The 23,728-nt window shown below is 51.5% G+C and carries 21 protein-coding genes and 1 pseudogene; 1 reads left to right on the top strand and 21 read right to left on the bottom strand.

Annotated elements, in window-relative coordinates; all coding sequences use genetic code 11:
* Positions 1-9: 9 nt before the first annotated feature.
* The 9 genes and pseudogenes from IVG45_RS00445 to IVG45_RS00400 all read right to left on the bottom strand — a co-directional run bounded on the left by IVG45_RS00445 (position 10) and on the right by IVG45_RS00400 (position 11,638).
* Positions 10-1,620 carry a type I restriction-modification system subunit M gene (locus IVG45_RS00445; protein WP_196433869.1) on the bottom strand — a complete coding sequence of 537 codons (1,611 nt, stop codon included), beginning with the start codon at positions 1,618-1,620 and terminating at the stop codon, positions 10-12.
* Positions 1,621-1,785: 165 nt separating this feature from the next.
* Positions 1,786-2,942, bottom strand: a pseudogene (locus tag IVG45_RS00440) (IS3 family transposase).
* 22 nt (positions 2,943-2,964) lie between these two features.
* The gene (locus IVG45_RS00430; protein ID WP_196433867.1) at positions 2,965-3,990 is read right to left on the bottom strand and encodes an AAA family ATPase; all 1,026 of its coding nucleotides are present in this window, start codon (positions 3,988-3,990) and stop codon (positions 2,965-2,967) included.
* A complete protein-coding gene (locus tag IVG45_RS00425) occupies positions 3,987-5,297 on the bottom strand; it encodes a restriction endonuclease subunit S (protein ID WP_196433866.1) in 1,311 nt (436 codons plus the stop codon). Before IVG45_RS00425 ends, IVG45_RS00430 begins: the two co-directional genes overlap by 4 nt.
* Entirely contained in the window at positions 5,294-6,298 is a 1,005-nt protein-coding gene (locus IVG45_RS00420) for a PDDEXK nuclease domain-containing protein (RefSeq protein ID WP_196433865.1), read from the bottom strand. Before IVG45_RS00420 ends, IVG45_RS00425 begins: the two co-directional genes overlap by 4 nt.
* Positions 6,291-9,332, bottom strand: coding sequence for a type I restriction endonuclease subunit R (locus IVG45_RS00415; RefSeq protein ID WP_196433864.1), 3,042 nt, complete (start codon positions 9,330-9,332; stop codon positions 6,291-6,293). Before IVG45_RS00415 ends, IVG45_RS00420 begins: the two co-directional genes overlap by 8 nt.
* Positions 9,333-9,567: 235 nt before the next feature.
* The gene (locus IVG45_RS00410) at positions 9,568-10,611 is read right to left on the bottom strand and encodes a restriction endonuclease (RefSeq protein ID WP_196433863.1); all 1,044 of its coding nucleotides are present in this window, start codon (positions 10,609-10,611) and stop codon (positions 9,568-9,570) included.
* A 172-nt stretch (positions 10,612-10,783) separates the two neighbouring features.
* Complete coding sequence (locus IVG45_RS00405) at positions 10,784-11,014, bottom strand: WGR domain-containing protein (protein WP_196433862.1); 231 nt, start codon at positions 11,012-11,014, stop codon at positions 10,784-10,786.
* 3 nt (positions 11,015-11,017) lie between these two features.
* Positions 11,018-11,638, bottom strand: a complete 621-nt coding sequence (locus IVG45_RS00400; protein WP_196433861.1) for a recombinase family protein — start codon at positions 11,636-11,638, stop codon at positions 11,018-11,020.
* Between the two features lie 230 nt (positions 11,639-11,868).
* On the opposite strand from IVG45_RS00400, the gene IVG45_RS00395 reads away from it, so the two are divergent.
* Complete coding sequence (locus IVG45_RS00395) at positions 11,869-13,092, top strand: DDE-type integrase/transposase/recombinase (RefSeq protein WP_230874542.1); 1,224 nt, start codon at positions 11,869-11,871, stop codon at positions 13,090-13,092.
* Positions 13,093-13,218: 126 nt separating this feature from the next.
* On the opposite strand, the gene cysG is transcribed toward IVG45_RS00395, so the two are convergent.
* From cysG to IVG45_RS00335, 12 genes are all read right to left on the bottom strand, one after another.
* Positions 13,219-14,607: a siroheme synthase CysG gene (gene cysG / locus IVG45_RS00390; protein ID WP_196433860.1), complete on the bottom strand. Its 1,389-nt coding sequence runs from the start codon at positions 14,605-14,607 to the stop codon at positions 13,219-13,221.
* An 18-nt stretch (positions 14,608-14,625) separates the two neighbouring features.
* Complete coding sequence (locus tag IVG45_RS00385; RefSeq protein WP_196433859.1) at positions 14,626-14,985, bottom strand: (2Fe-2S) ferredoxin domain-containing protein; 360 nt, start codon at positions 14,983-14,985, stop codon at positions 14,626-14,628.
* Positions 14,975-16,339, bottom strand: coding sequence for a precorrin-3B C(17)-methyltransferase (cobJ, locus tag IVG45_RS00380; protein ID WP_196433858.1), 1,365 nt, complete (start codon positions 16,337-16,339; stop codon positions 14,975-14,977). Before cobJ ends, IVG45_RS00385 begins: the two co-directional genes overlap by 11 nt.
* A complete protein-coding gene (locus IVG45_RS00375; RefSeq protein ID WP_196433857.1) occupies positions 16,336-16,728 on the bottom strand; it encodes a cobalamin biosynthesis protein in 393 nt (130 codons plus the stop codon). The genes cobJ and IVG45_RS00375 overlap by 4 nt, the downstream gene beginning before the upstream one ends.
* Positions 16,729-16,738: 10 nt before the next feature.
* Positions 16,739-17,476 carry a cobalamin biosynthesis central domain-containing protein gene (locus tag IVG45_RS00370; protein WP_196433856.1) on the bottom strand — a complete coding sequence of 246 codons (738 nt, stop codon included), beginning with the start codon at positions 17,474-17,476 and terminating at the stop codon, positions 16,739-16,741.
* Positions 17,469-18,245, bottom strand: a complete 777-nt coding sequence (gene cobI, locus IVG45_RS00365) for a precorrin-2 C(20)-methyltransferase (protein WP_196433855.1) — start codon at positions 18,243-18,245, stop codon at positions 17,469-17,471. Before cobI ends, IVG45_RS00370 begins: the two co-directional genes overlap by 8 nt.
* Positions 18,235-19,542, bottom strand: a complete 1,308-nt coding sequence (gene cbiE / locus IVG45_RS00360; RefSeq protein ID WP_196433854.1) for a precorrin-6y C5,15-methyltransferase (decarboxylating) subunit CbiE — start codon at positions 19,540-19,542, stop codon at positions 18,235-18,237. The genes cobI and cbiE overlap by 11 nt, the downstream gene beginning before the upstream one ends.
* A gap of 2 nt (positions 19,543-19,544) precedes the next feature.
* Positions 19,545-20,642, bottom strand: a complete 1,098-nt coding sequence (locus IVG45_RS00355; RefSeq protein WP_196433926.1) for a cobalt-precorrin-5B (C(1))-methyltransferase — start codon at positions 20,640-20,642, stop codon at positions 19,545-19,547.
* 50 nt (positions 20,643-20,692) lie between these two features.
* On the bottom strand, positions 20,693-21,361 hold the full coding sequence (locus tag IVG45_RS00350) for a precorrin-8X methylmutase (RefSeq protein WP_196433853.1): 669 nt from the start codon (positions 21,359-21,361) through the stop codon (positions 20,693-20,695).
* A gap of 6 nt (positions 21,362-21,367) precedes the next feature.
* Entirely contained in the window at positions 21,368-22,192 is an 825-nt protein-coding gene (locus IVG45_RS00345) for a sirohydrochlorin chelatase (RefSeq protein WP_196433852.1), read from the bottom strand.
* A gap of 2 nt (positions 22,193-22,194) precedes the next feature.
* The gene (gene cobM, locus IVG45_RS00340; RefSeq protein ID WP_196433851.1) at positions 22,195-22,995 is read right to left on the bottom strand and encodes a precorrin-4 C(11)-methyltransferase; all 801 of its coding nucleotides are present in this window, start codon (positions 22,993-22,995) and stop codon (positions 22,195-22,197) included.
* Between the two features lie 82 nt (positions 22,996-23,077).
* Positions 23,078-23,728, bottom strand: a complete 651-nt coding sequence (locus IVG45_RS00335; protein WP_196433850.1) for a CbtA family protein — start codon at positions 23,726-23,728, stop codon at positions 23,078-23,080.

Raw genomic sequence — 23,728 nt, 5'->3', positions numbered from 1 at the left:
ATGCTCCCGCTAGTCTGGCAAAGACGGCAAGCCCAATTCGTTGAGAAAGACATTATGCCGGTCAGTACTAGCGACAATTTTTTGCTCCAATGCCACCAACTCCGCATTAACGGCCTGCAAATCAATCTGCTCTTCTGCTTTGGCGGTACTGATATAACGGGAAATGTTCAGGTTGAAATCATTTTGCTCGATTTCTGCCATCGAAACCCGACGGGAATACCGCTCTTCTTGCTTGCGGTATTGATAGGTATCGACAATCTTGTCGATATGCTCAGGCAGTAAGCGGTTTTGGCGTTTGCCTTTTTCAAAGTGTTCGCTGGCGTTGATGAACAGCACATCGTCCGGCTTTTTGCATTTTTTTAACACCAGAATACAAACCGGAATACCGGTCGAGAAAAACAGATTGGCGGGCAGTCCAATCACGGTATCGATGTGGCCGTCTTTTAACAGCTTGGTACGAATACGTTCTTCTGCACCACCACGAAACAGCACTCCATGCGGCAAAATAATTGCCATGGTGCCTTGGTCGCTGAGAAAGTGAAAACCGTGCAATAAAAAGGCAAAGTCGGCAGCGGATTTGGGCGCGAGGCCATAGCCTTTGAAACGAAAGTCTTCGGCTAGGGTTTCGTTGGGATCCCAACGCAGACTAAACGGCGCATTCGCCACGACGGCATCAAACAATAGCTTTTTGGCTGGGTTCATTTCCTTCAAAATAGCCCAATCGTTCAACAAGGTATCGCCGTGATGAATTTCAAATTCCGAATCCTTCACTCCGTGTAGTAGCATGTTCATGCGTGCCAGGTTGTAGGTCGTGATATTGGATTCTTGGCCGTAAATCTTGCCGATACCATGCTGGCCAAGTTGCTTGCGGACATTGAGTAACAACGAGCCGGAGCCACAGGCAAAATCCAGCACCTTATCCAGCCTCTTCTTTTTGCCCGTAGCCGGTTCTTGACTATCCAGGGCAACGATAGCGGACAGAATGTCGGAAATCTGTTGCGGCGTATAAAACTCACCGGCTTTTTTGCCCGAACCGGCGGCAAACTGGCCGATCAGGTATTCATAGGCATCGCCCAGAATATCGCTATCAGTCGAGAATCGGGCAATCCCTTCGGCAATTTTGCTGATAATTTTGCACAGTTTGGCATTCCGGTCAGTGTAATTTTTGCCGAGCTTTTCGGAATTGAGGTTAATCTCCGAGAACAAGCCTTGAAAAGTGCTGTCAAAGCTATGGTTTTCAATGTATTTAAAGCCTTTTTCCAGGGTGTGTAGCAATTCCCCGTTTTGGGTTCTAGCCAGTTCAGCAATACTGGTCCAAAGATGCTGCGGTTCAATCACATAATGCACTTTGCGGCGCATTTGTTTTTCAAATTCCGCCACATCACCGGCATTCGCTGCATACCATATAGATAGCGGCGCACGCTTATCATCATCCACCGGTTTCGGGTAATCCGGCCCCAGTTCTTTTTGGGCGGCAGCCTCGTAGTTGTCCGATAGATACCGCAAAAACAGAAACGACAACATATAGTCGCGGAAGTCGTCGGCATTCATCGCACCGCGTAAATCGTCGGCTATTCCCCAAAGCGTGCTGCCTAGTTTGCTTAGTTCTTGTTCGGTCATGGTTAATTCGCTTGTGTCGTTGTAACGGTGATCATTTCCGGCAAGTCAAATTGATAGCGGTTCAGAAATGCACTTAAAATGTTTTGAAAGAGTTGCTTGGTGTCTTCGCCCATTTCTTTCGGTTCGTAGGCCGAGTGATGTGTCAACACTTTTCCGGACACACAGCTAAGCAGCTTTAAGCTGCAATTCGTAGTCAACGGGCGACAAGTAGCCATTGGCGGAATGAAGTCGCTCGCGGTTATAAAACACTTCGATATATTCGAATACGGCCTGCCTGGCCTCGGATCGGGTTCGATAGGTCTGGTGATGTATCAACTCGATTTTCAGGGTATGAAAGAAACTTTCCGAGACGGCATTATCCCAGCAGTTTCCCTTACGACTCATGCTTTGCCGGATGCCGTGTTGCGTTAATAAGGCTCGATGGCTGTCCGATGCATATTGGCTGCCGCGATCGGTATGCCATAGCAAGCCTTTCTCGGGCTTGCGCTTCCAAACCGCCATCAGTAGCGCATCGTTCACCAGTTTGGTCCGCATATGTTCGGCCATAGACCAGCCCACGACTTGCCGGGAATAGAGATCAATCACCACGGCCAGATACAGCCAGCCCTCCTGCGTATGGATATAGGTGATGTCGCCGGCATAAACTTGATTGGGCTTTTCCACGGCAAATTGCCGATCCAGGTGATTGGACGCAACCGGTTGATGATGCTTCGAATTCGTCGTGGCTTTGAATTTGCGCTTGGTTTTACAGGCCAACCCCGCTTCCCGCATCAAACGACCGATACGGCGGCGGCTGACGGTTCGGTTCTGAGCGGATAAGGCGGCTTTGAGACGGCGCGTACCGTAGGTTGCCCGGCTTTTGCCAAAGGTGCTTTGGATCATCTCGGATAGGGCGGCATCGTCTTGTTCGCCCGCAGAGGGGCCTTGCTTCAGCCAGTCGTAGTAGGCGCTTCGGGATACCCTCATGAACCGGCACAGGGTATCTACCGCAAAGTCCTCTGCATGCTGCTTGATCCAGGCGTACTTCATCTTTGTTCCTTGGCGAAGTACGCCGCTGCCTTTTTTAGTAAATCGCGCTCCTCGGTCAATCGGGCCACTTCCTTCTTAAGGCGCTTGAGTTCATCGTACAGATGTTCATCGGTACGGACCGCTTTATTGCTGTCTTTGGGGCGACTGTATTTTCCTATCCAGGTATGCAAGGTATTGACGTTAATGCCAAGATCCTGGGCTACCTGGCTGATCGGTTTATCGGATTCATTCGCCAACTTGACGGCTGAGGCTCTGAATTCGGCTGTATAGGTATTGGGTTTTTCTTGGCTCATTTTGGATTCACGCTTTTTCAGGTTATTTTAAAAAGTGTGTCCGGTTTAGTGTAGCCACATCAGAGTATTTACCGTGGCTGAGCAAATTTAAGGCGCGGGCGAATAACACTTCGTCGTCAATGCCGTGAATGCAGGCAGAAAAATCATTGAACCCAAAAAAAGTGGCGGTTTTTTCCAAAATGCTCCGCAGCATATTGAAGTGATGGGTATATAGTTTGCCGGATTCCGAGGCTTTCTGCAGTTCGGCCAGCATGGCGACATGGTGGAAAAACGGCGTGTCATCGGTGGCCCGGAGGGTGTAGGAGTCTGAATCATTACCACGATGCAGAAAATAGGTTTTATGCGACGTTTTCTTCAGCTCGTTACACATCACATTAAAAAACAGGCTGTGATGGGATGAAATCACTGTCTTTACCCGCTTCGTTCCGCGCTTGAGCAGTTGCGCCAAATCACTGGCAACAGCAATGGCGTTGTTGTCATCCAGTGACGAAATTGGGTCGTCAATGTAAAAGTATTTCACCCAGCTGTAGGCTTCGTCTTCTGCACCATCCAGAGTGAGTTCGCAAATTGCCAGAAAAATACACCAAATAAAAATATTTTCTTCGCCGCGCGATACCTTGATATGGTTGGCATCGCCTTTGGAAAAGGTAATGGTCCAGTTTTCATAATCGATTTTGAAATCAAATTCGGCGTAACGATTCAAATAAGGACGAATTTTGTCTTCAATAGCCAACTCTTTAAAACCGTTAAAGAAATTGGAATCCGAGTTGATTTGCAGCACGCGTTCGGTATCGTTGCTTAAGTCGTTATCCCAATGAAACAGGTCTTCGGTATAGGCATTGAAATATAGGGTATCTCTGGCAACGCCCCTTTTGCGTTTTCCTGCCTCTTTAAACGCCATGGAAAGGCGGGTTTTGCCGGTGCCGTTATAGGCGTAAAGCAAAACAAAATCGGAACCGCCGTTGGTGTTATCGCGCAGGTCATCTCGTAGCCTTTGCACTAAGCGGCGCAGGTTTGGCAGTTTGTGGATTTTCGGTTTGTCGCTCATCCGTTCACTTCATCAACGGCGGGGAAAAGTTGCTGCATCAGGCCGTTTTTATGGGCTTTGAGTTCGGCTAGCTTCTGGGTTTGCGCGGTGATCAGGTCGTCGATGGAAGACAGGCAATCGGCGATTCTTTGTTGTTCAGATAAGTTCGGAAATACGATTTTAATCTTCAGAAAACTACTAAAATGAACACGTCTTTTCTCAATTAAAGAGCCAGTTGCGACGTCATCATAATGCGTAAGCATTTCACCGCTTTTAAAGTAAATTTCACAAAATCGTGAATCTACAGTTTCATCGCAATAAAAAATATTGTAATATTTTGAAAGAGCAATATTTTGACAACCATAATGTCTTCCAATAGCGCCAAATCTCAAATTCATAGGGTTATAGGCAAAGTCATTTGGACCCGCCAATTTATAAGCATCCTTCTCATCTTTGACTAGAAAAGAACGCTCATATCGCTCCGTTTTTGGCGTGACGCCATCTTCAATAGTTAGACTGTATAGCGGTAATTTTTCTGACGGTATCTGATTTCTTTCAGTTATAAAGTCTTTTAGTTCTCTGATTTTCCATTCCCCAGCATCCCGAAACTCAGGAAAGCGCAGTTTGGGCACGGTTGCACCTTCGGTGGGGAATAGCTGTTGCATCAGGCCTTTTTTATAGGCTTTGAGGGCCTCGACTTTTCGGGTTTGCGCGGTGACCAATTCGTCGATGGAAGACAGGCAATCGACGATTTTTTGTTGTTCTTTCTTATCTGAAGGAAAAGCAACTTCAATATTTGATAGTCTTCCCGCCGATATTCCAAGAACCTTCGCTCCTTGAGATTCTTTTTTAATTTGCATCCGAATTCGGTTTGATTTAAATAAATATCCACCAAACCCGATTATCAACTTTTTGTCTTTTTGTCGTGCTAATAGGGTGTGTAACCCAGATAACAGTTTCTCATTATTTAGATTAATAACTTCTATACTTTTGCCTACATCTTCCAAATCTTCCGATGCGTCAGCAAAAATCATATCGCCCTCGACGCAGTAACACTCTGGCTTAATTTTTTCGAGAGCCTCTGACGGATTTATAAACGGTACAACTTCTTTTTCGATATTAAATAAAGTCGAATATTTGGTGTGTATATCGCCATAATGAATATTTTTTACTGAACCATTCTCATAGTTTAATTGATCTCTTGAGTACGAGTTGGTTACTTTAAAAGAATACAAACTTTCCAAGGGTACATTATTCCAATCCCCCGCATCCCGAAACTCAGGAAAACGCAACACCGGCACCAAAGCCTTTTTCGTGGGTTCACTCATTTGTCACCCTCCCGTTCTTGTGCCAGTAGCTCATGCAGCTTGGCCTGTATCAATTTTTTATCCGGCAATTGCAATTGGTATTGAGCAATCAAGGTCGGCGATAGGTTGCGTGATAGCGCGTATTCCACCACTTCGTCGTCTTTGTCGCGACACAGCAAGACGCCAATGCTGGGGTTTTCGTGGGGCTTTTTGACATCGCGATCCAGTGCTTCCAGGTAAAAACTCAGTTGCCCCATGTGTTCCGGTGAGAATTTGCCGATTTTCAGTTCAAAGGCCACCAGCGCGGACAGGCCGCGGTGGTAAAATAGCAAATCGATATAAAAATCCTGATTGCCGACTTGCAGGCGGAATTGTTCACCCATAAAGATAAAGTCGCCACCCAGTTCCAGAATAAAGTCCTTCATGTGCTGGATCAGGGCTGTTTGCAGGTCGTTTTCGCTGTGGGTTTCCGGCAAGCCGAGAAACTCCAGCACGTAGTTGTCTTTGAAGGCCGCGCTAATTTGGGGATGAAATTCTCTCAACTGTGTTGAGAGTTTTGGCTGATCCAGCATGGCACGCTCAAATAAACAGGCGCTAATTTGCCGATCAATCTCGCGAACGCTGTATTTTTCATCAATAGTCAGCTTTAAATAAAACGCTCTTTCCTGTTGGGTTTTGCAGCGCGAAAAAATAGCCAGGTTGTGCGACCAGGGCAATTCTCTCACCAGTGCCGAGAGTTTTTCATCAGCCTGATAGGTTTCGTAAAACTGCTTCATGCGCCATAGATTTTTGTCGCTGAAGCCTTTGATGTCCGGGGCGTTTTGGGCAATATATTGCGCCAGTTCGGTGACTACGCCTTTACCCCAGGCTTCGCTTTGCACTTTGTGGCTGATAGTAAGGCCGATTTGCCAATACAGGTCGATCAGGGCTGTGTTGGCTTGGCTAAAGATTTTGCGTCGCGCTTGCTGGATGTGTTGCAGCACTTCGCTGAACACGGGGTTAGGTATGATTGGTTTATTCATACGCCGCCAATCCTGAAATTTCGCGGCCTTGGGCCAGTTTGTGTAATAAGGGCAGCAAGTCTTCCATCAAGGCCAGTTCGGCTTGGGTGCGGGCTTTCCAGCCCAGTTCCAGGGGGCTGAGTAAATCACTTAAGTGTTCGCCATCGAAAATCATCCGGCTCATGATGGTATCGACAAAGGCTTGCAGGGCCGATGCTTGCAGGCCGTGTTTGTCCGCAATAGCGGTCAAGTCGTTGGCAGCCTTGGCGGCTTTGAAGGCTTGGTAGCCGTCGCGAATGGCCTTTTCATTGAGGCTTTGCCCGGCGGGCAGACTGTTGATGTAAGCAATGATGTCGTCGCGCTCGTCCATCAAATTGGCGCTGGAACTGATCAGCTCGATCAGCTCTTCGCGGGTCATTTTTTGTTTGCTGGTTTTTTGGGTGAATTTGGCGATCAGCCCCATGATGTAGTCGTAATCGATCACCGCCGAGGCGAACAGCACGAATTCAAATTCCAGTTGTTGCACAGTGCTATTACCGTCGTTGCCTTTACCTTGTTGGGCTTTCAGACGTTGGGCGGTGTCCAGATACACGCCTTTAAAGCCGCGCAAGGTGTCTTCCGGCAGCAGTTTCTCGACTTGGGCGTGCTGTTCTTCGCCGAGGTCGGTGTATTGATCCAGTTGGGTTTTCAGGCGCTGCACTTCCTTGAAGTGGTTGATGAATTCGGCGCGGGCGGTGTCGCCTTTCAGGTTGGCCACTTGTTCCGGCGCGCAGTCCAGGCCTTGCGCTTTCATGAAGATTGCCAATTTGCCGAACGCTGTTTTCAGTTTGTTGATCACCGTCGGCGCGGGGTCTACCAGCCAGATTTCTTTGGCTTTGTCGATGGATTGGCCGGAGAACAAGGCAATGGCGGCATCGACTTCTTTTTCCTGACCGCGAAAATCCAAAACATTGCCCCAGGGTTTGCTGTCGTTGAGCACCCGGTTGGTGCGCGAGAAGGATTGGATCAAACCGTGGTATTTGAGGTTTTTATCGACATACAAGGTATTCAGGTACTTGGAATCGAAGCCGGTGAGCAGCATGTCCACCACGATAATGATGTCGATTTTGTGTTTGCGCGGGTAATCCTGATTGGAATATTTGTGGTCTTTAATGCGCTGTTGTATGTCCTGATAGTACAGGTCGAACTCGTTAACGGTGTGGTTGCTGCCGTACTGGGCGTTGTAGTCGGCGATAATCGCCATAAGCGCAGCTTTTTTCTGTTCCGGCTGTTCCTGGTTGTCGGCTTTTTCTTGCGGTAGGTCGTCCTGCAGTTGCTTGATGTCGGCAACATTTTTGCCGTTTAGATTGTCGTTGTCTTTTGCCAGCGCTTGGGTGGGCGGCGAGAACACGCAAGCGATGTTCAGCGGTTCGAAGCTGTTGTCTTCGGTCTGTTTTTTAGCCTGAACGGTTTTGAACAAGTCGTAATAGGCTATCGCGTCGTTGATCGACGCCGTGGCCAAAACGGCGTTAAAACGCCGCGAGTTGGTAGCGGCATTATGTTTGTTCAGGATCGCCTCGACGACGGCTTGCTGGGAGACGGTTTCTCCGGGCTTGAGCTTGGCTTTTTTGCCGTTCTTATCTTCGGGCTGAAAGTAATCGATGTGAAAACTCAGTACGTTTTTGTCATCGATGGCGTGGGTAATGGTATAGGCGTGTAACTCTTTTTCAAAAATGTCTTTAGTCGTTTTAAACGAGCCTACCGTACCATCGATTTGGGTGTAGTTGGCGTTGTCATCGAAAATCGGCGTGCCGGTAAAGCCGAACAGTTGCGCGTTGGGGAAGAATTCTTTGATCGCTTTATGGTTTTCGCCGAATTGCGAACGATGGCATTCGTCGAAGATAAACACGACGCGCTTGTCGCGTAACGGTTCCAGGCGTTGTTTGTAGGTGGGCTTGCCCTTTTGCGTGTTGGTTTGATTACGCTTGCTGTTTTCGTCCAGTGCCAGGCCAAGCTTTTGAATGGTGGTGACGATCACTTTGTCGGCGTAGTCTTCCGATAGCATGCGCCGCACCAAGGTTTCGGTGTTGGTGTTTTCTTCGACGCACCCTTCCTGGAAGCGGTTGAATTCCTCGCGGGTTTGCCGATCCAGGTCTTTACGGTCCACCACGAACAGGCATTTTTCAATATCCGGATTGTCTTTGAGCAGCGTGGAGGCCTTGAACGAGGTAAGAGTTTTGCCGCTGCCGGTGGTGTGCCAGATGTAGCCATTGCCCCGGTTCTGGTGGATGCAATCGACTATCGCCTTGACCGCATAGATTTGGTACGGGCGCATGATCATCAGCTTTTGCTCGCTGGCGACCAATACCATGTAGCGGCTGATCATTTGGCCCAGTGTGCATTTAACCAGAAAGCTGTCGGCAAAGTCGTGCAGGTGGGCGATTTTTTGGTTGGCTTCATCGGCCAGTTGGTAAATCGGCAAAAAGCGCTCGTCGGCGTTAAAGCTGAAGTGCTGGTTGTGGTTGTTGGCAAAGTAATAGGTATTGCTTTCGTTACTGACGATAAACAACTGCATGAAGCACAGCAGCGTGTTGCTGTAGCCGTTGCCGGGGTCGTTCTTGTACTCGACGATTTGCTCCATCGCCCGGCGAGGGCTTACTTGCAGGGTTTTCAGCTCGATCTGCACGACCGGCACACCGTTGATCAGCAGAATCACGTCATAACGGTGGTGGCTGTTTTCGGTGTTGATACGCAGTTGGTTAATCACTTCAAAGTCGTTTTTGCACCAGTCTTTGATATTGACCAGGGTGTAATGCAGCGGGGTGCCGTCTTCACGTTGAAAGTAATTACGCTCGCGGAGCGTTTTGGCGGCGGTAAACACGTCAGCGGTGACGATTTCGTCGCGCAGGCGGGCGAATTCGGCATCGGTCAAATGAACACGGTTCAACGCCTCGAATTTATGGCGGAAGTTTTGTTCTAGCGATTCGCGGTCGCGGATGTCGGGGCGCGGGTTGTATTTAAGATCGGTCAACTTGCCGATTAACCTTTGCTCGATCTGGTTCTCTTTTATGGTCATTTGCAACTTTTAGAAGATATGTTCAGGCCAAAGCAAGAGATTATTCGCAGGCTACTGAAGACTAAGTAAATTCCTGGTACCAAGGGTTTTCCTTTCTGCATATCATCCCTTATTGTAAGACTTGAATACTTAAAAAGACCGAAGTCCCATTATTCGAAATAAAAATATTGAGGGAACACCCCTGTTTTGTATCGACCTTTCGTGCCGATCCGAGCATAGCTCATGACGACTACTATTACCGATCGGGAATAGCAATTGTCCAGATTCTCTTTAAGGGCAGTTCGGCACGAACGTCCTGATCAAGTTTGTCGTAGTTGTCGAGTAATTGCTCAATCAAGTCGTTTTGGTTCCAGAGTCGCACCTTGAAGAACTGAACAGGTACTTCTTTGTACACGGTCTGTTTGAAATCCGACCAAGACACGAACAACCCCTGATCAGCGTTCACACTTTGCATGGCCCCGATCAACTGAGTGAATTCTGGACGATCTGCCGGCGTATCGCCAGACTTCACCTGAACACATAGCCTAGGCGAGTCGAAGCCGAAAGGGCCGCCGGCGGCCAAAATATCAACCCCTTTATCAGGCCCTTCTGGGCTGAGATAAGTCGTAAATCCTTGCGCCTTCAGAATCGCATCGACCAGACGAGCCATCCCGTGCCCCTTGAATTTCTGTATGATCAGCTTGGCGATAGAATCTCGGGCCAATTGTTCCAGATCGACTAAGCTCTCTTGCGGGGCCTCATCAGTGGCACTCCCATTCACAGACACCTGGGTCGGCGCCGGCATCGGGGTCTGCCACAGATTGAGCGCCATGGAGCGGACTCTCTGTTCAGCGTTGTTGCGTTTGATTTCGCAAACCGTTAGGAAGGCACCAAACGAGTAAAGGAGGTCTTGATCGAAAGCAGTTCGGGGGATCTCGGTGTTCAACCACGAAATTTCCCGATAGTGACGATAGTCATCTGCGGCGGCAGGGTCAAATTTGCATGGACTCTTGATCTCGCCAATGGCGATTGTCGGTTTGTTCTTATTGGGCAGCACCACCCAGTCACCAACCTTCATCGCAAGGACAAAAGCCCAGATCTGACCCGACCAATTGCCCAATTTACGGGGTAGCTCTCCCGGATAAGTCTGAAGCACCCGTTGCTTGATCCCCTCATAGTCGGGGATAGATGTCATGTCATTTGCCGTTAGTTCCCCCCACGTCAGATAGACTCGGTTTTCATCGATAAATTTTGACTCGTGCTCGCCGTAACTGCCTGCACGAACTAACCATAATGACATGATGTTTCCTTTTAATTTTCCAATGCGATTGCCTTGGCTTCCGGCAGATGTAACTGACCGGAGATTAGACGGGGGATCAGAGTGTCCTTTTAATGTCGTCTAGCATGATTTTTAAGTGTACTAGGTAAAAAAAAGCTTTGATTATATGCAACGTAATACAGTCCCCATGGAGTTATTTTAATCGATAACCCTTCTTAATTTTTTTGCTGCTGATTTTTTGGCTGGCTAATTCTGCTTCTTGTTCGGTGGTAAACCATTCCTTCCTCACCGTACCGGGTGACCCTACCCTGCCCCATTCCTTAATCAATGACCAATCGTCAAATAGACCTGGCGTGACAAACATCTGGTAAAAACGATGCATGTTGTTTTCGGTATCGTGTCTTTCAAGATATAGATGATTCATCAGTTACTCCCCAGAAGACTGGACCGTATTGTCAGTTTGCGGTGATTTCAATGCCGCTTCCCGAATCCGCATAATGGTTTGCCGGGTGGTTTTGAATTCCCGAGCCAACTCCGAAACGTTGGCGCCTGCGGCCAAGCGCTTGACAACTTCTGCACGAGCTTCCGCATTAAGCGCCGGCGGTCGGCCAAACTGCTTACCTGCGGCCTTCGCGCGACTAAGGCCTGCTTGGGTTCGCTCAATTAACAGGTCACGCTCAAATTCAGCGACCGCTGCAATGACCTGCATGGTCATCTTGCCGGCAGAACTGGTTAGATCAACGCCACCTAACGCCAGACAATGGACCCGCACTCCGGAATCAGAAAGATGCTCGACCGTGGCTCTGACATCCATGGCGTTGCGACCAAGCCGATCCAGTTTGGTCACCACCAACACATCGCCCGCTTCCAGTCGCTCGATCAGTTTATTAAAACCGGGACGTTCTTTAGCCGCGACTGAACCGCTGATGCTTTCTTCAATCAAACGATGTGACTGAATGGCGAAACCGGCAGATTGAATTTCCAAGCTTTGATTTTGGGTGGTCTGGTCCGTGGTCGACACTCGACAGTAAGCAAAGACGCGTGACATGCGCTAATTCCGTCCGAAAGGGATGTACGAATTATAACACATGTACGAAAGTCGTTTTGACCACTTTTGTGACTTTCCGAAGCCGTTGTCAGCAGTCATTAGCAAAGCTCGCGTATTACCTTGCTATCCACAAACTAAAATGTCATAGTCGATGACAGCAGCCATCTAACCCGATGTCAGTAAGCTGCAAATTGTTAAAGTCGACGTCAGCACGTCGCAAAGGGGGCACTATGACTGACCTTTCTCAGATTGCAGAATGCGAATGGAATGAAGCGTATCGCCGTGCTGTCGTCTTGCGTCCGTTGTTTGAAATCCAGTATTGTTCTCGCGAGAAAGCGCATGAAGCCGCCGTTGAATTGGGGTTATCCGAAAGGCAGGTGTACCGGCTAATTCAACGGTTACGCGAGTCCGGCGGCGAACTCACTGCGCTATTGCCGGGTGGCTCCAATGGTGGGCGAGGTAAACAGCGACTTGCCGCACCTCGCGAAAATTTGCTCCGTGGCCTGATAGCCGAAATTTTTCTTACGCGGCAAAAACGGTCAGCAGCCGAACTCGTGTTTGCAATCCGGAATCAATGCTTAAAAGCTGGATTAGCGCCGCCTTCTGAGAGTACTATCCGCCGCCGCTTGAAAACCTTATCTCCGGCTGAACACTGTCAACGCGGCGAGCCCCATCCTGAAATCAAGCCGATTTACGGCATCACGCCAACCTCTGATATTCCTCTTGACTGGCTACAAATAGACCATACGCCAGTCGATCTGATTATCGTCGATCCAGTGGATCGTTCACCGATTGGCCGACCATGGCTAACGGTGGCCATTGACGTTTTTAGTCGCTGCATTGCCGGGTTCCATCTATCGCTTGAGGCGCCCTCGGCCACCAGTGTTGGCCTTTGTCTGGCCCTGGTAGCCAGTGATAAGGCGCCGTGGTTACAACAGCGGGACATTGAAGCAAGCTGGCCCGTCAACGGTAAGCCGCGTCGTATCGGCGTCGATAACGCCTCAGAATTTCATTCGCTAGCATTTGAACGGGGCTGTGCTCAGCATGGCATTGCCATCGAATGGCGACCACCTGGCCTGCCTCATTACGGCGGAGTCGTCGAGCGCGTTATTGGCACGTTGATGCAGCTAGTTCATGCTTTGCCCGGTACAACCTTTTCAAATCCAACCCAACGCGGTGGCTATGATAGTGACAAGACGGCCTGTCTAACACTTGAGGAACTTGAACGCTGGTTTGCCGTCACGATTACCAAGTATTACCACCTGCGGCCGCACGAAGGTATGGATGACGATATTCCCTTGCATCGCTACCAGCAAGGTCTCCAGTCGCTTATTGCCGCCAACAAAACGATACCAATACCACGTGACCCACGCACCTTCCTGATCGACTTCCTGCCAGTAGTGCGCCGCTCTTTACAACGGGACGGTATTACGATTGATCACATTACTTACTAGGCTATTTCTGCCCATCCCCTCGAAAAGGTAAAAATTAGTAATATCTAATGGATTGAGCCCTTCTATTCCCGGTTTCATATTCAAATATTCAGTCTCCCAAATATGCCCAATGCAATGATTTCACTTTTATAAAATCCTCTGAAACCAATCCAATTGTTGATGGAGTGTAACTACCGAACCGACAATAATCAGTGTCGGCGGCTCCATTTCGGCCTGTTCCACACGCTTTGGCATATCCACTAGCGTTCCGGTTAAAACCCGCTGGTTTCGAGTCGTACCTTGTTGAATGACGGCAATGGGATGATCGGCCGGACAACCGTGTGCCATCAGCGATCGGCAGATGGTTGCCAATCCGGCCAGCCCCATATAAATCACAACGGTTTGATTGGGACTAGATAATTGCTGCCAGTCGAGATTGATGCTGCCGTCTTTTAAGTGGCCGGTGACAAATGTACAGGATTGAGCATGGTCTCGATGGGTCAGCGGAATGCCCGCATAACTGGCACAGCCTGCCGCTGCCGTAATGCCGGGCACCACCTGAAAGCTGATCCCAAGTTGTATAAAAGACTCAATTTCTTCACCCCCACGACCAAAGATAAAAGGATCTCCTCCCTTTAATCGGGCTACCCGTTTACCGGCCAAGGCAAGATCGATCAACAGTTGATTGATCGACTCCTGCGGCAGACTATGGTTATCTCTCTGTTTACCAACATAGATTTTCTCGGCGTCTCGTCGAGCCATGTCGAGAACGTCTATGGAAACCAGCCGGTCATAAACAATAACATCGGCCTGTTGCAGCAAACGCAAGGCTTTAAACGTTAATAAATCCGGGTCGCCAGGACCGGCGCCTATTAAATACACTTCACCCTGATTTGCTGTAGGGTCAACCTGCCGCAGTTGCGACTGAAACAGTTCTTCCGCTTCGCTCTGCTTACCTACAAAAACTAATTCAGCCACAGGGCCTTGTAAAATCTTTTCCCAGAAAACCCTGCGTTGAGTCGGTTGTGGAATGCGTTGTTTGACCAATAATTTGAATTTCTCAGCAAGCTTCACCAACAGGCCAAACGATGCCGGAATTGCACTTTCTACCCTAGCGCGTAAAAGTCGCGTTAATACGGGAGATACACCACTTGAGGATATAGCGATAAGTAGGGGCGAACGGTCAATAATGGCCGGGAATATAAAGGAACATAACACCGGATCATCAACCACGTTAACGGGGATTTTCCGCTGATTCGCCAACTTGGAGACCTCGATATTAGTGACGCGGCAATTGGTAGCGGAAACCACGAGTCCCATACCGTCGATATCCTCATCCGTAAATGCTTTTTGGCGGATAACGATTGAATTCGAACGTTGCAACGCGGATACTGCGTTACCAATTTCTGTAGCAACGACGACAATGTTGGCTCCAGCCCGGATCAATAATTCAATTTTTCGCGCCGCGATTTCACCAGCGCCTACCACCAAGCACGTTTGGTCTTTAACTTTTAAGAAAAGGGGAAAATATTCCATAACGGTTTTGTTTTACTGCTAGGGAGCCGAGCAAGCACTTTGATGATAAATCAGCTCTTCGACAGGTCGACCACCCACCAAATGCTCGTCGATGATGCGTTGTAAATTGGTTTCATTGACGTTGTAATACCAGATACCATCGGGTTGCACGCATAGGATGGGGCCGGATTTACAGGTGGCAAAACAGTGGGTGCGGGTGCGCTTAACCCGAAGTTCGCCTTTATCGATACCGGCCGCTTTGAACTTCTCGCCCAAGGTTTCGAACAAGGCTTGTGCTTCGCCATTTTCGGTGCAGCGTGGGCCGGTACACACCAGCAAGTGGCGTTTGTAGTCGCCCATTTTGGGTTTTTCAGGCATGGGAGTGTTGTTATCGGTCATGGTGAATAGGTTCCAGAGCGGTTGGGGCGCTAAATTGCGTTTGGTCTTCGCGGTAATGCTGTATGGCTGCGCTGTCGAAGCCTGTTTCGTCAGCAACCAACCATAAGTTGAATAAGGCGTCACCTTGCTGATCGAGCACTTGAATGCCATGCGCTTGCTCATCTCGGCCGACAAACCAGATTTGCCGCGCTTTGCGCCAGTCGATGTGTAAATGAAAGGCGTCGTTGACGATGCTCAACCAGCCGTTTTTTTCCTGCAAATCAGTGCCGTTGATCAATAACTCCGCCACCGCGCCGCCTTCGCTGCGTACCACGGCACGTAATTTGCCCCAACTCTGGAATGTGGCCAGTAAACGTTCATGACTGTCCGGAGCTGCACGTTGCGCGCAGAAAATGCCGGCATGATCGTCAGGCGTGGCTAGTCTGACAGCATCGAGAATTTCCGCCAAGGGTTGCGCAAAATATTCCGCCGCCTGTTGTAACGTCACTTTAGGCGTATCGCGCAAATATTGCCGCACACAAGCTTTCCAACCCTCCAAACCCATGCTCAGCGAACGACCCGCCTGTTCACCTTCCCGAGCTTCACCCGTCATCGCATCGTATTTGTTGGCGTAACCGCGCGGTGTCACCATCAACCCAGCGCGAACGAAGGTGCTGCTGTTACCGACCAAGACCGTGGTCAGCATGCCGATGTCGCAATCAGCCATCTCCGCCAAACGCACGATCTGAATCTGTTGACGAGCTCGATAACCGGATTTGACGATGGCAACCGGCGTGTCCGGACTACGATGGCGCAGCAATATATTTTGTGCTTCAACGATATGCTGAGTGCGACGGCCGCTTTTCGGGTTGTATAAAGCCACCACGAAATCCCCTCGCGCCGCGCTTTCCAGGCGGCGGGCGATCACCGGCCAAGGCGTTAGTAAATCGGACAGCGAGATCGAACAAAAATCATGCGTCAACGGCGCCCCGACCAAGGATGCGCAACTAGACAAAGCGGTACTACCGGGCACCACTTCCACTTGAATTGGATCATCCGGCGTCCAGCCGCTTTCCAGCAGCAGTTCATAAGTGGGTCCTGCCATACCGTAAACACCGATATCGCCGGACGACACCATGGCGACGATTTTGCCTTGCTTGGCATGTTCATAGGCTTCGATGCTACGATCCAGCTCTTCTGTCATGCCTTTTTTGATGACTTCCTTGCCATCGAGCAAGTCTTGCACCAATTTGATATAGGTGCTGTAACCGATCACTACGTCGGCTTCGGCGATGGCCTGACGGGCACGGGCTGTCATGTGCTCGTGATTGCCGGGGCCGATACCGACCAATAAAATTTTGCCTGCTTTTGTCATTTGATTCTCGCTATCGAAACGGTGGCATTCTTGCCGTCCGCACCGCAATATTTATGTTTCTCGACCAGTAAATCCGACAACTCGGCATTGGCGGCTTTCAAAGCGGCCGCTTCCGCCACCGCCGGGGTACCCATGTATTTCATGACGACCTCGGATGGATTCGGTACCGGGATGCTGGCCAGTGCTTCAGCCGGGTAAAAATACAACGGCCAATCGAATATTTGGGCCAGTTGTAACAAGGCTGCTTCATCATTTTTTTTGTCGATGCTGGCCAAACCGGCTATCGCAGACACGTCCAGTCCACATTGCCATAAGGCCTGAGCCAAGGCTTGCCGCAAAGTCTCCAAGCTGACATTACGGTCACAACCCATGCCAATCATGACTTTCATAAGTTGGTGTTTAGGTTTGATCCAGCGGCGGCCGGTACACCACCAGTCGCTCATCGAGTTGCTGCCAAACAGCCGGATCGATTGCGCGGTGTGTGACCCATAGAATCGACCGGTATTGTTCGGTGTTGACGTCCTCGAAGCGCTGGAACAGATGAATATTGGCCGGTAACGGCGTTGGCCGCGTCCACCAATTCGAACTACCGGCTTCTTGCACGAAGGCAATCGGCAGTTGATTGACCACATCCGCCGACACGCGGGTGATGTTGATCTTAGGGGCTTCCACTTGCCAGCCCAATTCGCGGCCCAAAATGTCCACCGGAATGGTTTTGCCGACATCCGACGCCGTGGTCAGCACTGGCGTGGCATTTAGCAGCGCGGCGACTTTTTCCGCATAGGCGTTGGCGCCGCCGACATGGCCGGACAGCACCGGAATCACGAATTCGGCGGCGTCGTCGATCACCAACACACCAGGGTCTTCATCCTTGGATTTAAGATGCGGCGCAATCAGCCGTACCACCGCGCCCAGTGACACCAAAAAAATAATTTGATCATAAGCCGCGAACAGCTCGCCGATTTGCGCGCTCAATGCCCCCTGGTACACGCGGCGCGGATTGGCAAAATCGCCCAAATGCTCGGCTTGTTTCTCCGACACCACCACCTCCGCGTCGGGGAGTTGTGGTGCTAGCCGGGAGGCAATACCGGCACCATGTTTGGTAATCGCCACCAGGGCGACACGCACTTCATTCATCGCTTGTGTCCTTTTTCTTGCGGCAACCGCGCTGCATTTCGCTGCGTTGACGGCCTGGGTTTTTAATAATGAGTAAAGACAAGTAATTCACTTTTTGCCCTTGTAGGCTGACTAGGTCATGCACCATGCGTTCTTCCGGGGCGCCGGCTTTCTCGACGAACCAACCGTGGGCCAGTAAATCACGGCGGCGCAACAGATCGATAATGTCATCCAACAATGGTTTGACCTTGAGCAATACTAAGGTATCGAAGTCGTTCAACATGCGTTCTATCTGCGCGATGCCGTAACCGGCCGGCACAATGGCGATAGTATCGTCGACATCGGCCAAGGCTTCGCCCGCCCGCGCGGCGGCGGCATGAAACGACGATACGCCGGGCACGATCTCCACGTTGACATCGGCTTGCAAAGCGCGAACGCTACGTTGTAAGTGGCCGAAGGTGGAATAAGTTGACGCGTCGCCTTCCACCAAAAACAATACATCGTCGCCGCGTTGCAATAGTGCGAGCACGGTCTCTGCGGCTTCCAACCAATAGCGAGCCAGAATATCCGCATCGTGAGTCATCGGAAAATGCAGCGCAGTATGGGCTTGTGGACATTCAAGACCGGCGCGCAAGGCAATGTCCAAGGCATAACTTTCGCTATTTTTTTTGCGCACCGGATAGGTCCAATGACCATTGCCTGCGAGTAATTCCCAGGCACGGCGGGTAATCAGGCCAGGGTCGCCGGGGCCGAGTGAGATGCCGTAGAGAGTGCCAAGTTTAGTGTTCATCGTGACCGCTTGATATGGGCTGTAAAGAATGGGTGGCCGACACGATCCACACCGGGTTTTCGCCCTGTAAGCGATGCATAGCCAGAATCGGACTACTACGCGAGGCTTGAATCTGACAGACGTCCCAGTCTGCGCCGAGTTGTTTCAGGGTGTCGACGGCGGTGGACAGGTTTTCCAACGTAACAAAATTCATCACCAGCCAACCTGCCGGGCGCAAACGACCTAAACAAAAGATGATCAGTTCGGCCAATTCCCCGCCGGAACCACCGATGAATACCGCATCCGGATCGGGCCAGGTGTCGAGAAATTGCGGCGCCTTGCCTTGCACGACGCTGTAATTGCTGATACCCCAGGCAGCCTGATTCTGTTCGACATTGGCAATATCATCGGCGTTTTTTTCGATCGCAAATACATGACCCTCCGGACACAGCCGCGCCGCCTCCAGTCCGACCGAGCCTGAGCCGGCGCCGATGTCCCAGACAATGCTGCGACGCGTCAATTGCATGCGGGCCAGCGATACCGCGCGCACTTCACGTTTGGTGATCAGGCCTTTTTCCGGTTTGCGCTGCTGAAACAGGTCGTCGCTGACGCCAAACAGTACCGGTGCCGGCACAGCCGATCTGCGTTTCAGAATCACTACATTGGGATCGCGATAGCTGTTTTGGGCCACTTCAGCAATGCTCAGCCAACCGCTGACGAGCTGTTCGGGTTGTTTCAGCGCTTCGGCAATCGCCATCTCGAACGCATCGGCCAAGCCTTCGATTTGCAATAAGCGGGCAATGCGCGCCGGCGTGTTGTCCGGGCTGGTCAAAACCGCCAATAATGTGTGTTGACGGCAGCGCTGGGCCAATTCGTACAAGCCGTGATCGGGCTTGGTGCCTCGCATCCATTCGCCGGCATCCTGACTGTGCACTGAAACGATGGTGGCGTTTTGCCAGGACAATTTCAATTCGGCAAAGGCCAATTGTATCGTGCTCGGATTGGGCAAGATGCGCACACGATCCGGATCCAGTTTGCCGGCCAAAAAACCGGCGATACCGTGACACAAGGGATCGCCGGTCGCCAGTACTGCTACGGCTTCATTTTGTGCCAACGCGGCATTGATCCAATCCGGCACTTGTTTGAGTTGCCCGGTTAAGTCGTAGTGTCTGGCCTGGGTAATGTCTTTAGCCAGCGTTGCCAACAGACGGCTACCGGCGATGACGTGTTGGGCTTCGTGTAATACCTGCAAGGCCTCCTGGCTCAGGCTGGCGGCGCCGTTATCGAGTACGCCGATAAAACTGCACATGGCTTGCATGATCAAATCCTTCCGGCTTCCGCCAGTTTGTTGCCGTCAAAATCACACACCAGAACGCTGATGTGAAACCGTCCGGGATAACGGCTTTCCAGCGTCGCAATGACCCGCTTGGCCAGTTCGACATGAAATGCGCGTTCAAGCCCCAGTTCCGCCATGCATTCCGATGCGTAACGGGCGGTTTCCTGCGCGGCGATGGCATCGCACACTTCAGCCGGTGCGCCGATGCTGCGGGCAATATCGGCGACCAGTTCCACGTCAACCGGTGCGCGGCCGGCATGCGTAATGGTTTCGCCTTGGGCCATTTTGGTCAGCTTGCCCACCATGCCGCCGATGATGATGTTTTGAATGCCGCAACGGTCGGCGGCCTCCAATGCCGGGGTCAGAAAGTCACCCATTTGCACGAAACAGCTTTCATCCAGCTCGGGCAATTCGCGCATCACGAATTTCTCGGTGCGGCCGCCGGTGGTCAGGACCACACTAGCCTGACCCTGATTGGCCGCCACCTCAACGCCTTGCACCACGCTAGCCCGAAACGCCGCCGTGGAATACGGATGCACGATCCCGGTCGTACCTAAAATCGAAATACCGCCGATGATGCCCAAACGATAGTTCAGGGTTTTTTTTGCCATCTCTTCGCCGTCCGGCACGGAGAGGGTCACCTGTAAGCCTCTGGTTTTTAGGGCTTCGGCGGCGATTAGACGGATATTGTGTTCGATATTTTTGCGCGGAACCGGATTGATGGCCGGGCCGCCAACCTCAAGACCCAAACCGGGGCGCGTGATCTGGCCTATGCCTTCGCCCCCTTGCAATACGATAGTGTCCGGTTGTTCTATCCAGATTACATCCGCTGTCAGCCGAGCGTGATTGGTGCAATCTGGATCGTCGCCGGCGTCTTTTTCAATGACCGCATGCGCTCTGCCGTTCTGTACGAAGCTTTCTTCGACTTTGAACACCACGTCTTGACCATTGGGTAGCACGCAGTCGATGGTGTCCGGCACGCGACCATTCAGCAAACCCAATACGGCCGCCCGCGCCGCCGCAGTCGAACAGGCGCCGGTGGTGTAACCCTTGCGGGTGCCTTTGGGTTTGCGTTCAGGCATTGCCATGCGATCAGCCTTGTGGGGTACGCAGCGCGTACCCTACGATATTTCTAACCATGCATCTGCCGGGTTTCCGCCAGGCTCAGCAAGGCATGTATGGCGGCCACCACCAGCGTCGAGCCGCCTTTGCGGCCACGGGTGATGATCCAGGGCACATCGTGTAATTCAGCGAGTAAATCCTTGGATTCGGCAGCCGAGACAAAACCGACCGGCATGCCGACGATCAGCGCCGGTTTGATGCCTTCTTCTCTGATCATGCGCAACACTTCCAGCAATGCGGTCGGTGCATTGCCGACGGCGACGATGCCGCCATCGATTAAACCCAGGCGCTGCGCTTTGCGCATGGCTTGCACCGCGCGGGTGCTGTTCACTTGTTTGGCCGCGGCTATGACGTCCGCATCGGCGATAAACTGGCGGGCGCTAATGCCAAAGTGTGCCAGACGCGGCTGCGACAGGCCGACGCAAATCATTTCCACGTCGGCGACTATCGGCGCACTATTTAAAATCGCTTTAATACCGCCTTCAACCGCCTGCTCGGAAAACTCGGTCAGGCCGTTGAATTCAAAATCGGCGGTGGCGTGGATCATGCGTCGCACCACTTGCCATTGGTCATCGGAATAAGGGTGCTTGCCGACTTCGCGGTCGACGATGGCAAAAGAATCGTGCTCGATCTGTTGCCCGGCCTGGGTGAGTTGTTCGGTCTGACTATTTTGGCTCATGGCGACTTAGTGATGATGGTGGTGATGTTCGGCTTGCTCGCGGTATTGGCAACCGTCGCATTCCAGCATTTGCGGCGCGACCGGGTCGCTGGCTTCGATCACCCGTTGATCCAGCAATTTAAAAATCGCCGGATCAAAACCAAAATAAGTACCGGAACCAAACGCAATCCGCGGATATTGGCTTTGCAAGCGCTCGACCTGTTTGCCGATACGCTCGATTAGCAAGCCGGTGAACAGGTAATAAGGCAAAATCGCAATCTGCGTCATGCCGAGTCGCACCTGACGTTGCACGGCGGTTTCCAGACGTGGATGGGTAATGCCGGTGAAGGCGATATCGATCAGTTCATGCTCGGTGGCTTCAAACAGCCAGCGTGCCAGTTTGGCCAATTCACCGTTGGCGACTTTGTCCGATGAACCACGTCCCAAAATGATCACCCCGGTGGTTTTGGGATCCGGCATCGCCAGTGTTTTCAGTGCGCTTTTCAGTTGTTTTTGCAGGATGGCCAGCATGGTTTCGTTGCTGCCCAGATGCGGCGCGTAGATGAATTCGACCGTTGGAAATTTTTCGCGGGCTTCTTCGATATGCTCGGGAATCTCCATCTTCACATGCCCGGCGGCACTGATTATCAGCGGTACCACAATCACACGGTCAGAACCTTGCGCGGCGCGCTGAAGACCCTCGGGCAACAGTACGTCAGCCAATTCGATATAGCACAACTCGATGCGCCAATCGGGGTGTTGGGCTTGCCATTGCTGCTGAAATTGACGAATTTCATCGTTACCGGCCTGATTACGTGAACCGTGGCCGACTAAGAGAACGGTGGTTGTCATGCTTATTCCTTAGACTGAGGCCGTTCGGCACGGCGAAAACGATGGGTAAACCCGGCATCGTAAAGTTTGGATTTTTTTAACGACGACCAATGGCGTGAGCCCAAGGTGGGGCTGATGACGATCATGGCCTGGCTGTTGATCTTGGCGGCCCGGCAGCGTTCTCGAATATCGGCCAGCGTGCCGCGAATAATCTGTTGTTCATCAGGCCAGCTGGCTTTGTGAACCACCAATACCGGGGCGTCATCCGCCCAGCCGGCGGCTTTCAGTTCACGCTCGATCGTGGGCAACAAGGTAATCGATAAAAACAGGCACAAGGTACTGTGATGGCTGGCCAGTTCCTGCAAGCATTCACCGTCCGGCATCGGCGTGCGGCCTTCGACGCGGGTCAAAATCACGGTTTGCGTGACTTCCGGCAAGGTCAGGCTCTCCACCGCGCAGGCCATCGCGGCAAAAGCCGACGAGACGCCCGGCACGACTTCAACCGCGATACTGGCCGCATCCAGCGGCTGCACCATTTCGATCAAGGCGCCGTACAAACCGGGGTCGCCGGTTTGCAGGCGAATCACGACTTTTCCCGGCCCGGCTTGGGCTATCAGCCAGCCGCTAATCTGCTCCAGGGTCATGTCTTTGGAATCTTTGATCACGCAGCCGCTCGGCGCCCATTGTGTCGCGGCGGCCTGTACCAGTGAGCCCGCGAACAAAATGGCGTCAGCCTTGGCGATTAAGTCGCGGCCCTTGACGGTGATTAAATCCGGGTCGCCGGGCCCAGCGCCGACAAACCAGACTTTCGCGAGTTCGCTCATAAAAAAAATCCAGCCGCGACTTGCGGGTTGAATGGGAAATAAAGGTGCAAATAAGAAGCCTGCAACGAGCCGGTAATCATCATTAAAATGCCAGTTTACGCAGCAACCAGCCGGATATCGCGCCCAAGGCTAGCCAGAAAATGGCGTTATTAATAGAGGTCCATACTACAAAATGCTGTTGTAATGCTTCGGGCGCCAAGGCGTGGGCAACTTCCGGATGTGGCGCGCCGATCAGATGCGGCAAAGCCAATAAGCCGGCGCCGCCGACTTGCAGCCAACGTTGTTTGGTCAAAAACAGGCCAAACAAACCCATGGCCGTGGCCGTTGCTGCAAATAGCCACCACGCTTGGCGACTATGCAATTCGGCGCTGTCGGTACCGGGCAATTCCGGCGGCAAACCCAACGATGGCGCGACAAAAAACACCCAATAACCGGCTAAACCCCAGCCCAGTCCATACAGATAACCGCGTTGATCCCGCCAGTACATCGAAGCACTGATTAACAAGGCAAAACCAAAACCGGTCAGGCCATTGAATATCAGGGTAAAACCATTACGTTGCCAGCCATCCATTGGCAGCCAGTCATGCACATGTTCTTCAGTCGATGGCGTTTCGAACTGTTCGGCGGCCAAAATCAACGGCAGGGTTTGATAGTGTTGCAGCAGGCTGAGTAACAAGCCGCCCAATAATCCCGCCAGTAGCGAGACGGCGACCAGCTTACGAAAATCAGCCAT

It is taken from the genome of Methylomonas sp. LL1, assembly GCF_015711015.1.
Lineage (GTDB): Bacteria > Pseudomonadota > Gammaproteobacteria > Methylococcales > Methylomonadaceae > Methylomonas.
The sequence above is the reverse complement of the archived record's forward strand: the minus strand, read 5'-3'. Positions and strand labels throughout refer to the sequence as shown.